The sequence below is a fragment of the Flavobacterium aquiphilum genome (assembly GCF_027111335.1).
In the GTDB taxonomy this organism is placed as follows: domain Bacteria; phylum Bacteroidota; class Bacteroidia; order Flavobacteriales; family Flavobacteriaceae; genus Flavobacterium; species Flavobacterium aquiphilum.
In genome coordinates, this window is sequence record NZ_CP114288.1 from 3128965 (window position 1) to 3142648 (window position 13684).

7 protein-coding genes and 1 pseudogene are annotated in these 13684 nt (G+C 34.0%); 2 read left to right on the forward strand and 6 right to left on the reverse strand.

Annotation, left to right across the window (positions count from 1 at the left end):
- Positions 1 to 101: 101 nt before the first annotated feature.
- Entirely contained in the window at positions 102 to 338 is a 237-nt protein-coding gene (locus tag OZP12_RS12945; protein ID WP_281225432.1) for a hypothetical protein, read from the forward strand.
- Between the two features lie 186 nt (positions 339 to 524).
- Positions 525 to 728 (forward strand): annotated as a pseudogene (locus OZP12_RS20635) (transposase); the annotation flags it as partial.
- 177 nt (positions 729 to 905) lie between these two features.
- Here the strand turns inward: OZP12_RS20635 and OZP12_RS12950 are convergent.
- From OZP12_RS12950 to OZP12_RS12975, 6 genes are all read right to left on the reverse strand, one after another.
- The gene (locus tag OZP12_RS12950; RefSeq protein ID WP_281225433.1) at positions 906 to 2510 is read right to left on the reverse strand and encodes a glycoside hydrolase family 32 protein; all 1605 of its coding nucleotides are present in this window, start codon (positions 2508 to 2510) and stop codon (positions 906 to 908) included.
- A gap of 198 nt (positions 2511 to 2708) precedes the next feature.
- Entirely contained in the window at positions 2709 to 7826 is a 5118-nt protein-coding gene (locus tag OZP12_RS12955) for an Ig-like domain-containing protein (RefSeq protein ID WP_281225434.1), read from the reverse strand.
- Between the two features lie 181 nt (positions 7827 to 8007).
- The gene (locus OZP12_RS12960) at positions 8008 to 8901 is read right to left on the reverse strand and encodes a carbohydrate kinase family protein (RefSeq protein ID WP_281225435.1); all 894 of its coding nucleotides are present in this window, start codon (positions 8899 to 8901) and stop codon (positions 8008 to 8010) included.
- A gap of 77 nt (positions 8902 to 8978) precedes the next feature.
- The gene (locus OZP12_RS12965) at positions 8979 to 10124 is read right to left on the reverse strand and encodes a DUF4960 domain-containing protein (protein ID WP_281225436.1); all 1146 of its coding nucleotides are present in this window, start codon (positions 10122 to 10124) and stop codon (positions 8979 to 8981) included.
- Positions 10125 to 10143: 19 nt separating this feature from the next.
- Positions 10144 to 11955, reverse strand: a complete 1812-nt coding sequence (locus OZP12_RS12970) for an SGBP N-terminal domain-containing protein (RefSeq protein WP_281225437.1) — start codon at positions 11953 to 11955, stop codon at positions 10144 to 10146.
- A gap of 23 nt (positions 11956 to 11978) precedes the next feature.
- Positions 11979 to 13682, reverse strand: a complete 1704-nt coding sequence (locus OZP12_RS12975) for a RagB/SusD family nutrient uptake outer membrane protein (protein WP_281225438.1) — start codon at positions 13680 to 13682, stop codon at positions 11979 to 11981.
- Positions 13683 to 13684: the final 2 nt, after the last annotated feature.

Here is a 13684-nt window from a genome sequence, read left to right on the forward strand (position 1 = left end):
TTTGGGTATTTATAAAATTAATAAGAGAAACCGAATAATTATTGAGATTAGAAAATAAATAATGGTTTTGATTTCCTACATTTGTTATAAATGTAAAGCTTATGGATTTAGAGCAATGCCTACAGGAAATTGACGACAGAAGCTATTTGCTTGGGAGTATTTTAATGCATCCTGCAAACAAATTTAGAATAAAAATAGATTCTTTTGTACCGTTTTTAACAGAAATGGGTTATCACATTCAATGTAATTATTACAAGGAGCTAACCAAAAACATATTTGCAGGGGAAATGCATACCGCTAAATTAAGTGATGTTTTAAATTATTATATTTATTGCTAACAAAAGTTGATAGCTATTGCATATTTGGCTCTAGTGGATCGACCTTAAAAAATCTGCATAAAGATTGATCATAGAACCGTTTTATTTTTATTATTTAATATCATGCAGTCTCCCCCACCCTATCTTGATTTCATACACTATCCATGCCTTTGAGTAGGCTTTGAGTAGCTTCAAAAGGACAAGACAGACGCATTTGATTTGAGAAAAAGAGCTATAACTGAAACAGTTTTTGATCAATTAAAAAATATTTTTCGAGTCGAGCATTCCAGAAATCGATCACAAACCAATTACTTTAACAAGATATTTTCAGCTTTAATTGCCTATAACTTGCCAATAAAGCCTTCTTTAAAAAACCACTTTGTTGATACTAAACACTTAATGCTTTTTTAATGATTTGTATCGAACTCACGTTATTTTAATTAACCCAAATATTAAAATTTTCATCAAAAATACAAGACAAAAGCTACAAATCCTCAGATTAAAAAAGATTCAAAGTCTGTGGATTTGTAGCGAAAAAATTATTCAAAGGTTAAAGGTCAAACCTCAATATTGTAAAAACATTTAAACTTACTTTATAGATAAATCATTAATTACTAAATTATAAATTTCAATACCTTGATTGGATGAGACTGAAATTTTGGTGAAAGGCTGTGTTGGGAAAAAGATTTCAGTCATTACTTTTTCACCATTATTATAAAATATTTCGATCGAAGTTTTATCTAATATTATTTTAAAAACAGCTTCTTTTTGAATTCCTTTCAAATTTGCTTTACTTATTACTGACGCAAATTTATCAGAAAAATCAATTCTTCCCGACTTAGAACGATCTACAAATAAATAACTATCTGATGAATTATTAATTCCAAAACTTAAAGATTCACCAGCTTTATTTGATAGCATAAAAATATAGTTATCTTGTCTTAGATTTTTTAAATTAAACTCAATAATTGCTTGTGTTAAATCTACTTTTCCACCCTCAACCAAAGTCAAACTTCCTTTTCCTTTTGCACTTTTCTTTGTCATTGTTTTAGAAATGTATTTATTAATTTCTTTTACAGGATTACTAATTAAGCTGTAATCATTTGCTTTTTTAATTAACTGAAGTTCACGAGGGATTGTGGTAGCGCTTCTCCATGGTGTTGTTGGCACTTTCTCTGCATAAGCCCAATTTGACATCCATCCAATAAATAATCGTCGGCCATCAGCATTTGGAATATTATTCCATGTGACACCCGCATAATTATCTTTTCCATAATCTAACCAAACTGCATTTTCTTCTGTAACTCTTTTAGCAAATTGCGGATCAAGCGTAAATGTTTTACCATCAAAATCTCCAACAAAATATTGCACACCGGATCCACCGTTTGCTCCGCCTGGATTCAAGTTTTGAATTAGAACCCATTTCGATTCATTAGTTCCTTGTACTTTTATCTGAAAGAAATCAGGACATTCCCAGACGCCACCATGTGCACCAATATTTTTTCCAAAATCGGATAGGTATTCCCAATTCTTAAGGTTTGTTGATTTATAAAACTGAGCTCTATCCTGCGCAGCCAAAATCATGATCCATTGCTGATGAGTTTCATCCCAAGACATTTTTGGATCACGGAAATCACGAATCCCTGAATTTTTGATTACAGGATTTCCTTCAAATTTTTTCCATGTAATTCCTTCATCAAGCGAATAAGCAATATCCTGTTGTTCTACATCTATTACATTTTGCTTTTCTTTGTCCGCATCATGCATAGTATATATTGCGATAATAGGTGCCTCTTTTCCATTTCCTAAACCAGAGGTGTTTTTCGTATCAACAACTGCACTGCCAGAAAAAATATATTTTTGATTATCTGGATAAAGGGCCATTGGTAACTCTTCCCATTTAATCATATCTTTGCTTACAGCATGTCCCCAATGCATAGGTCCCCATACATTATCATTTGGATAATACTGATAAAACAAATGATATTTTCCATTGCTGTAAAACATTCCGTTTGGATCATTCATCCAACCTTTTTTAGGAGTGTAATGAAAATTAGGGCGGTATAATTGTTCCTCTGTTGCCTCTTTTTTTAACACACCAGTTGCTTGCCCCATTGCAGAATAAGGTGTAAATCCTGCAAAAAGCATTAGGGTACCGTAAAAAACTAGCGATAAATGTTTCGTAGATTTCATTTTAATTTTGTTTTATTTTTATTAATTTTTCGCCTAATTTTCACACTTCAATCCCTTGCTTCCAGCCCGATACTATCTATAATCTAACGCATACCGAGCCAGAAACAGGAATATAATTTAGAAAAACTCTCTGCTAAAGTAGAATCTAACTTAATTTGATTGTTATAAATTAAAAATTGATTTACTCAAGCTGAACTATTACTTTTTCACAATCTTAATTGATTTTTCTTCAGTAGACATTTTTACATTCAAAATATAAACTCCTGAAGGATAACCTGTCAAATCAATACTATTCCCTTTAGTGTTGAATAATACATTTCCGAGTACATTACTTACGGAAAAAACAGCCGTCTTATCAGAATTTAAATAAAATATATCTTCAGAAGGATTCGGAAAAACCTGTATTTCATTGACTACATTGTCTGCACTTTTTTGTTTTAAACTTGAATTCTTAGCTGTTACATTGTTTTGCACAGGAATTTTTAAATTGTCAACGTTTAAATGCCCCCATCCATCTGTTGCATTGTCAACGACCGTTATATAGCATTGCACACCTATAAAATCTCTAGCATCAAAAAATTTCGGAAGATACTCTTCACTATTATTATTCTCTCCTGTCGCTTTCATTAGAATACTGCCATCAGACGCCCGGACTAAAGCCAAATACAGTGTGTTTATATCAAATCCACCCCCCAAGAGAAATGTAATTTTGCCATCGCCACCTAAATAGAAATTTTGAGTTCGAATACTTCCTATTTGGTTGTCTTCCCCCTCTTTAAATGACCAAAGATGATAGGTTCCATGCTGATTAAATGGACCTCCCCAACTCCAGCTTGTCACATTAGTGACATCAGCATTAGAGAAAGCATTACCAGTAACTGTCCAACCCGTCAGATCACCAGACTCAAAATCATAAGTCAAAAAATCATTTTGTTGCGTATTTCCCTTAACAGTAATTGTCGTCATAGCTTTAAAATTGCCATCAATAGAGGCAACAGTAATTATAGCATTACCAACAGCTATTGCCTGCACGAGCCCATTTTGGTCAACTGAAGCAACTCCTGAGTTACTGGAACTCCATGAAAGAGTTTTATTCGTTGCAGACGAAGGACTCACTACAGCAGTAATTTGTATACTACTCCCAATCAATAGTTCTGCATCGCTTTTATCGACAGTAACTCCACTTATATTTACAACAGAAGTAGTTTGAACGGGGATTCTGATATCATCTACATTTAAATGTCCAAAACCTTCTGTGGAATTATCAACGACTTTGATATAGCAGGTTTCATTTATGTATTGAGAAGCATCAAAAAAAGAAGATGTATATGCCTCATTATTCTTGCCTGTTTCTTTTAGTAAAACCACATTATCCGAAGCGCGAACCAATGAAATATATAAATTATTTAAATTTTGTCCACCGCCAATCAGAAAAGATATTTTTCCATCACCTCCTAATTTGAAATCTGCTGTCCTAATGCTACCAGTTTGTGAATCTCCCCCACTTTTAAAACCCCATAAATGATATAGCTTTTGCTGATTGAATGGAACACTACCCCAAAAAAAAGCATCCTGAGTAACATCAGCATTCGAGAAAGCATCACCAGTAACTGTCCAACCCGTCAAATCACCACTTTCGAAATCATATTGCAAATAATTTGGAGCCTCCGAAACAGTCAATTCACTTTGAGCCCAAAAGCCTCCATCTGTAGTTATTGCTTTTACTATTATATTTCCAATCGATTTTGCTGTTATCTTTCCGTTTTGATCTATTGTTGCTACAGCTCCATTTGAGGACGACCAAGTAACTGTTTTATCCAATGCATTCTCTGGAGATACTGTTGCGATAAGTTCTTTAATCTCTCCAACTTTCATCGAAACAGCAATAGGATTTATTACTATCCCCGTAACTTTTAAAGTTGGTAATTCTGGCATTACTTCATTATCAGGTACTGGAACACTAATAGCATCTAAATTCAGATGCCCCCATCCACCAGTGCTTTTATCAACTGCTTTTAAATAGCAATTCAACCCAATAAACTGACTAGCATCAAAAGTTTCACTTCTATATGTCTCAGAGTTATTTCCCGTGGCCTTTAAAAGTTCATTACCACTAGATGCATCAACAAGTGCTAAATAGAGATTATTGATATCATTTCCTCCAGCAATCAAAAAATTAATCTTTCCATCCCCCTCCAACTTAAAAGTACCTGTCCTCATTTCACCAACCTGAACATCTTCTCCATCAAGAAATCCCCATAAATGATAATTCCCCTGTTGCATAAAATTACCTCCAAACCAAGTTGTCTGATTTGTAACATCACCATTTGAAAATGCATTTCCACTCGTTATAGACCAGTTTTTTAGATCACCACTTTCAAAATCATACTTTAATTCTCCTTTAATTGCTTTAAAAATAATGCCCTGATTTATGGTAATAGATGAATCTGTCAACTCAACATCATCTTTCACAAACTCAGACTTTGGGACAGTTATTGTAAAATTTGAAATATCCTGATCATAATCATTTGAGATTCCTGATAAAGTAATTTTAACTTGAGTAGAATCAATGCGGCTAATATTATATTGTAAACCTGAAGGTAAATTTGTTATAACCCAAGATCCAGTATTTAGTACATTTTTCCACGTATTGTTTGTTATATTTAGCTGAATTTCTTTACCCGATTCAAAACCTTCTTTGATTTCAGAAGTAGCTTGCATACTAATTGTAGTAACAGGTTCAATCACAGCTTTAAAAATTAAGCCTGTACCTGTAACCGTTTGTGGCAATTTATCTTCTAAAAATTGAGAAGCAGGTATCGAAAGAGTTATTGCAATATCTTTATCATAATCCTTAGTACTGTTACCCTGCAGAACAACTTTAACTTGGTTGTCAGATACTCTTATTATATTTCCAATTTGAACTCCTTGAGGTAAATTTTCAATTTGCCACAACGATTTGTCTAAATCTGTTTTAAATGTATTATTACTTACTGAAACAAAAAACTCCTTCCCATCTTCAGAATGCTCTGCAATATCACTTTCTGTTGATAAATTAAGCTTCGTTTGAATAACACCAAAAGCTTTATCCAAATTATAAACTTCCACATTTGTAAAAATTGAAATTCCTCCAATAGAAGTCAATTGTATATTTTTGCTGTCTAATTTAGTGGGATATATTCGGTTTGAAAATGCAGCAGCATCATTTATAAAAATGTCGATAATAGAATGATCTATAAAAATTTGAAACTTAGTTGGTTTCCCAAATGCGGCCTCATCATAATCACCTCTCAAAATTGTTTTTTCCTCATCATCATTTGAAAGGCATGAATTAGTTTTATCCAATACTATTTGTTTCAGATTTACGTCATAATACAATTTTGTTACTTCACCACCGCTAGCTGAAACAGCAAAGTTTAACCCATACTGTTTGGCTGATGAAGATGGATTAACTGTTGCAATAATTTCAACAGCGTTACCATCAGCAGCTAATTGCTGTGTTCCATTGACTGACACATCCGTAAAGGATCTCTTACTCCCTACTAACCTTAAGCTTTGCAATTCGGGTGCTGGGGATTGCCCTAATGTTTTAGCATCAGGCAATAGAGAGTAGATCCTCGGCAAACTATAAGTATGACACCAACCTGCATTTAATTGTGCCTGAGACGATCTTCGTTCATCAACCATACCAATTCCTACAAGCTGGCCATTTGCTTTTCGGGTTACTGTTGGAGATAAATGACCATGTATTAAGTCTAAATTTTTCGGCTGATTAAAATCTGGAGTAAATTTACCATTTGCCCAAGTTCCAATCCAATATACAGCTCTGGTATATTTAGCAGGTCCATATTTACTTACACTACCTCCAATTGGATTTGTTATTAACAGATATTTCCCATTTCCAATAGATTCAAAAACTGGCATTTCCCAAATAACTGAACCGATATCCATTTGCGAAAAACTAACTGTAGAGAACTGATCATTATGATTCCATGTTACCAAATCTGATGAGCTATAATAATCTAAACCACCACCGGTACCTAATGCAGCACCAATGATCATATTATAATTACCTGTGCTAGAATCCTGCCATAAATAAGGATCTCTAAAATCATTTACAAATTGTCTATTAATTACCGGTCCTTTCTTTGTCCAATTTTCTAAATCAGAATCTGAACTTGTTGCTAAAGAAATACCAGGATTATACATATTACTATGATTCACACTAGTATATAAGGCGTGTGCAACATTATTTTTTACTATAACATCACCTGACCATATTCCTTTCATATCAAAACCCGTTGTGCTTGAATTATCTAATGATGGCCATAAAGCATCCTTTTTATTCTCCCAATGCACCAGGTCAGTACTTGACATGTGTCCCCAATGCATTTCAGTTTTAAATGGACCATTTGGAGTTCTTTGATAAAACATATGATATGTATTGTTATATTTTACCAAACCATGAGGTTCATTTGTCCAATTTGCAGGAGGCATTCCATGAAATATTGGTCTTTGTAAATCATTTTCGAATCTGCTTTCCGGTACTGCTATAGCTTGTTCTCCAGTAGTTTTGGCAACGGCAATACCACTGGAATAATCAGTCAACAATTCAGAAATTGGTTTAGCCCTGTCATAAATCTTGGTATCATCAATTGCAGCATTCAAACAATTAATTAAAAAGATTCCCATTGTTTTATTAATCTCACTCTTACCAATTAATAAAGGTCCATCTGCCATAACGAGACTTGAACCTGAAGGAATTGTTGTAGAAGCCAAAAGATTTCCATTTAATATTAGACTCATAGTTCCCTTGGCAGAATCAATAACAGCTGCTACATGAACCCACTGATATAATGGAAAAGAACTTGGGGCTTTAACTTTATAAATCTGACCAGACAAATTAGCTTCAAACCACCATTCCCCAAAGGTGTTCATACTCATTGAAAAACCTTTTCCATCTTTTCTTTGTGCTATAATTGCTGAAGGAGTCAAACCGCTATAAGGCACTTCTTCATCAGACGGATAGGACTCCAAAGAAATCCATGTTTCTACAGTAATTTGTCCTTGAAGATTTACCGAAAAATTACCCGATACCCAAGTAGAGAATCCATCTGTTCTCAACGCATTACCATAAACTCCTAGTATTCTTTCTGGTTTATTAAAATTATTACTTACTTGAAAAGCATTATCATTTATTATGTTTTTTGTAGAAACAGAGCCAGATACATCATCATAATTAAGATGAAGAACAGGTTGTTGCCCATGAATGTAATTTAAAAAAAACAACATCCATAGTAAAGTAGTTTTTTTCATAATCTTTAATTGAATTAAAATTAATTAATAAATCTGAATTGGCTTTTTTATAGCCAATTCAGATATTTTTATGCAAAAAAATAAAGAAAGCATCGCCGTCCTGGAAATAGTATCTCTAAACTTTCTTTTTATAAATAATTGCCAACAAAATAAAAATAACAGAAACTACTATTGAATGTTTTTACTTATTAGTTAAGGGATTAATAAAAAGTCCAATATCCTCAATTTTAAGAATTGGATTTGCACCTTCACTTTGAGCCACTAATGCACCTACTGCACACGCAAAATCAATAGCTTCTTGAGGATTTACATTGTTTAATAATTTACTAATAAGTGAAGCCAAAAAAGAATCTCCTGCTCCGACTGTATCTACTACATTTATCTGATAACCGCTATTATAAAATAGTTTTGTTTCATGTAATAATACAGCTCCGTGCCTGCCTTTGGTCACACAAATGCTCTTTGCTTGGATTTGATTAGCGACAAATTGTAAATTCTGTTCTAACGAATTATGCACTGATCCCATATAACGGCTGATTTCAAAAAGCTCATCATCATTAAACTTAATAAAATCGGCTTTTTTTAATAGGGCTATTAAAAGCTCTGGAGTATAATATGGTTTCCTAAGATTCACGTCAAAAACTGCATATTTAGAAGCCTCAATTAATGCAAAAAGTGTCTCTTTAGACTGTTCATCACGAGCAACTAAACTGCCAAAAACAAATGCATCCGATTCTTTGACCCTCTCAATTGCATGATTTTGCAATTCGATTTTATCCCAAGCTCTTGGAAACATGATGTCATATGATGCCGAACCTTTTTCATTTAGCATCACTTTCACTTTTCCGGTTTTATATTCCGTATTTACTTGAATCAATTCTGCATTGACACCTCCATCTTTAAGAAAATCTATCAAATTTTCTCCTTTTTTATCATTCCCAACAGCGCTAATCATGGCGACATCATTACCAAATGATTGCAATCTAACGGCAACATTCAATGGTGCACCTCCAATTTTTTTATGAGTAGGAAAAACATCCCATAAAACTTCTCCAAAACAGGTTATTTTTAACATATTGTAAGCAATTATATGACAATCCAAAAGATACATTTGAATATTAATATATCTTTCGGATCGCAATTTTTATTTTATTATTTTGTTTTAAGATAATCTATACTATTACGGTAAATACCTTTTATATTGGCATCGTATACATTAGTTCTATTGTCATTCATTGACCATTCCATACCGCCAAAACCTATCCCAATAATAGTCCCCGCATAAACGGATGTTGGAGCAAATTCGATAATTCCTGCCACAGCTTCATCTGTCACTCCACTCCAAGTTGCCAAGACTTTACCTCCATAAAGTCTTTGAAATTCTGCAAATTGTCCTAACTGGTGACCAGCAGCCAATAATGGGCCTAAATCCCACATTGTGTTATGATCTTCTTTAAAGCCACCATTGATAACTGGAAAATAGCCGTTTAAATCTGTCGAAATAATAGTGGTGAAATTAAAAACAGGGCTATTTCTTTGGTCATTCTGAAAATTGACACCTCCATCAATTGACCAAATATCATTGTTTACACCTCCTGAACCATTACTTTTTATGGTTAAAAGTCCACTCTTATCTCTACCAATTTCAGCAATCATAGTATTTGCCATACCGCCAGTAAGCATTTTCCCTCCTTCCACAACAAATTGTGTAATAACATTCTTTTTATTTAAAATTGCTTGAGGCAATGCCGAACTTCCTTCTTGATCGTAGTAAAATAAAAGAACATTTACATGAGCTAATGATTGAATAGTTAACTCATTAAAAGGGATATATATAAAATCATTACTATAAGTGCTTTGAGCCCATTTTGCTATGGCCTTTATATCGTCATCCGCAATTCCTTCTATACTGGATGCTTCATTAATAAATGCAATTTGATTTGGTAAAACTTTTGCATTTATAATAAAGTTTCTGATCTTCCCATTGAAATTTGTTTTAAGTTCTAATGGGTTTGACAAATCAACAATTGTTCCATTGGCAGGACTGGTTGTTACACCTTTTGGCGAAGCAATATCAAGTTTTAATCCTTGCAAGCTTGTATTAGCAGGAAGTACAACATTAATTACTCCTGATAAATTATCAATGGTTGCAGATGTTTCCCCAATTTTCATTGCATTAATTATATTCAATGAACTCGGCAAATCACTATCATAATTTTCTCGTTCGTCGCAGGCATTACACATAAAAACTATAAATGCTGCAATGAAAAAAACATAAATTTTATTGACTTTTTTCATAAGAAATGAATTACTTGGATTAGTCATTTTGAATAGAATATAGATAATCAATGATATTCGTAGTCAATTTTTTAATATTTGACTGATAATCATTTGTCCCTCCATTTGAGTCCCACTCATAGCCGGTTATGGTATCCTCCATTGTAAAAATATGCCCTTTATAATTAGTGCTAATTCGGGTGTCAAAATCGACCGCATTTGTTAAATCAGTTCTCTTCCATTCAATAGCTCCATATCCAAAAGCATCTCCGATCCATTTTAATGTACCGAATTTAGTAGCAGTAAAAGTATTTTCAAACTTAGTTGCAGCATCCTGACCACAACAACTTGGGGTTAACAAACCGTCAAAATGAGGCCACCAAACAAGACGAACTTCTCTAGTATCACTATTTTGCAAGGGTAAATATTCGTCACCAGCACCACCTAAAAATGTTAAACCATTAAAAATAGGATGATTTCTTCTGTTTCCTGAATTATTTAAATCTCTCATACCTAACCCCCAATGATCATTTGATGCATGACCATGATCAATGCAGCCTGCAGCAGCTGAACAACCATTCTCAGTATACGCATAACTAGTTGGAATCCTGCCTAAAGAAAATATTAAAGCACTTGCCTCTCCTGCTAAAAACATATCTCCTCCTCTTTTTACAAATGATTTAAGTACCTCAGCTTGAGCCGCTCCAGTGCGTAATTCTGGCGGCAACATAGTTGATGCATTCCCAGGTGTAGCAAAGAAGCCCAGGTTTTCTGCGGGAGTTAAATAATAAATCATAGCTACCTTCACATCACCCATATTATCAGCTGAAATGTCCGAAATTTTCACATATTTAAAATCATTCCCGTAAACACTTTGCAAATAGATAGCAGCAGCTTTCGCATCATCATCAGCAAGTTCGTTTACACTATTCTGCAATCCTAAAAATGCAATTTTTGTGGCAGCAATAAGAGTAATTTTTACAGTATATTTTTTAGTTAATTTTTCGGTATTTGTAACTGTATATTCAACAGTGCCTTTAGAGAAGTCCTGAGATACGCCAGATGCAGGACTCACAGTTTGCCCTGTAGGTGCAGTAATTACGGGGGTTAAAGCATTTATAGCAGTTCCAGGAGGAAGAGTAACATTGATAGTGTTATTTTGGTTATCAATGATTCCTCCAACACCATTGATAGTAAATGTATCAATTCTAGGAGCAGCAATTTGTGTAACTGTAACCGTGTATTGCTTAGCTGTATATCCATTATTTGATAAAATAGTGTAAACAGCAGGGCTTGTAAAATTTCGTGCAACTCCTGAAGCTACATCTACTGTCGTTCCTTCGGCAATAACAAATGTTGGAGCGAGATTATTTACATTGCCGTCTTGACTCCCTATTTCGATTGCCACAGTACCTTTTGTATCATCAATAACTCCTTTTTTGTCCGCAATTCCAAATGAAAGCATTTTTGGATTGCCATAAACAGCCAATGATACCGTATACTTTCTATTTGCACCATCACTGGATTTAATTTCAAACACTATCGCCCCCTTAGTAAAATCAAACGTTTGATCAGCAGAAGGCGATATTGTTGCTCCATCTGGTATTCTAATTTCAGGTTTAACTTTTGTTAAATCTGTACCCGCTGGTAATGTTGCGGTAATTGTTCCTAGGGTATGATTTATTTCGGCATATTTATCCCCTACTTTAAAAGATTGAATAATTGCATTGGTGTAATCAGGTACCCTGTCATCAAAATTATCACTTTTCTCACAAGATCCCAAGGTTAAAAGGATCATCAGTAAAGCAATAATTGCTTTATATTTTAAAAATACTTGTTTGATTGTTTTCATATGGTTTAGTTTGGTTTAGTTAATTAGTATCCTGATCTTTGCTTGTAAATACCTGAACTGGCATCAATTTCGATTTGTGGTATTGGAAGATATTCTTCTTTTGGTTCCAAAAAAGCTGATTGTAAATAGGTTCTTTTAGTCTTTTCTACTTGGATATAAGCTGCTGTAAATTGCTCGGCAATACCCCATCTTACTAAGTCATAAAAACCATGCCCCTCATTTGATAACTCCAATCGTCTCTCCATTCTTAACGCCTCACGTGCTTCAGCTTGCGAAAGGCTCGTAGGATACAATCCAATTAAATAATTAGCCGCATTTTTGGAATGATCATTAAAATCTTTAACGTAAGGAGAGTTTTTTGCACGAGTTCTAATAGTATTAATTATAGCTATTCCTGCAGCAACTTGTCCAGTTTCTATCAATGCTTCTGCTTTCCATAATATCAAATCACTATATTTAATTATTGGAAAGTCTAAATTACCCAATGCCCATGGAAAACCGTTTGGGTTAGAAGCCATCCCCGAAGAATTAGGTGAAATAGTATTTTTCTTTTTTTCAAATAGACCATACGTTGCAGGATCTCTACTCCAATTTTGTTGCTGTGGCATTGCAGCCCAATCTTTCCATGTAATACCAGGTCTGCCAATCGCATGATCAAGCCTTGGATCTACATTGTCTGTCGGAGTTACGTCAGCATTATTATAGGTTGTAAGCAGTGGCAAACCATTAGGACCAACTTTATATGCATTAACCAAATTCTGTGATGGTTTATGAAAATCATCTCCGTTCAAGTAAGGATGATTAACATCATCTCCAGGACTGTCAGGAGAAGTGATCAAATCACCAAAGTTTAAGTTACCATAATTCGAACCATCATTAATTGAAAATTGAATTGCAAAAATATTTTCATGGTTTCCATATCCTGGCTCTGAGTACAATTTTTCAATATCAGCTACAAGTCCATACTGACCTGAATTAATTACCACATCTGTGTTTGTAATAACCTCAGCCCATTTCTTTTGGTACAATTGAGCCTTAGCCAAAAATGCATGAGCTACCATTTTATTTGCTCTTCCTAAATCTTCCTGATTTTGTGGCAATAAAGCTATTGCGTCTTTTAAATCACTTTCTATTTTTGACCAAATAAAAGCAGAGTCAAAGGTGTTTGGAATTTTGTTAACTTCATCAACAGGAGTGTTTTCATCATACCAAACTATTGAACCAAAATTTTTCATAGCCTCAAAATAAAAATGAGCGCGTAAAACTTTTAATTCACCAATTCTAATATTCTTGTTAGGAAATTCAGTTGCTGTTTTTTGGTTTATAGCACGAATTGCCGTATCCACCCTTTTAATTCCAAAATAAATTGCTCTCCATAAATTATAACCATTTTCATTCGATGGAAACAAATCATGAGCTTCCAATTGATGTGTCCCTCCTCCAGGATTATCGCCGGTACCACCACCTCCTTTATAAGCATCTCCACAACGTATGTCTGATGTAGCCCAATTGGAAGGTGCATGGTCGAATGGCCATAAATCTCTAAAGTCCCCTGTATTGTATCTATAATCCAATGCACTATATGCGGCAATAACCAATTGCTCTGGATCAACATTATTTTCCGAAAGGACATTATATTCCTTAACATCTAGGTCAGAATCACTTACACAAGCATTAAATAATAATGCCATTCCAATTAATAGACCTGTAATTATTTTCTTTTTCATGT

Bases quoted from the DNA above. Each gene is read 5' to 3' on its own strand.
- OZP12_RS12975 (WP_281225438.1), bottom strand. From the start codon at position 13,682: ATGAAAAAGAAAATAATTACAGGTCTATTAATTGGAATGGCATTATTA.
- OZP12_RS12950 (WP_281225433.1), bottom strand. From the start codon at position 2,510: ATGAAATCTACGAAACATTTATCGCTAGTTTTTTACGGTACCCTAATG.
- OZP12_RS12955 (WP_281225434.1), bottom strand. From the start codon at position 7,826: ATGAAAAAAACTACTTTACTATGGATGTTGTTTTTTTTAAATTACATT.
- OZP12_RS12970 (WP_281225437.1), bottom strand. From the start codon at position 11,955: ATGAAAACAATCAAACAAGTATTTTTAAAATATAAAGCAATTATTGCT.
- OZP12_RS12965 (WP_281225436.1), bottom strand. From the start codon at position 10,124: ATGAAAAAAGTCAATAAAATTTATGTTTTTTTCATTGCAGCATTTATA.
- OZP12_RS12960 (WP_281225435.1), bottom strand. From the start codon at position 8,901: ATGTTAAAAATAACCTGTTTTGGAGAAGTTTTATGGGATGTTTTTCCT.
- OZP12_RS12945 (WP_281225432.1), top strand. From the start codon at position 102: ATGGATTTAGAGCAATGCCTACAGGAAATTGACGACAGAAGCTATTTG.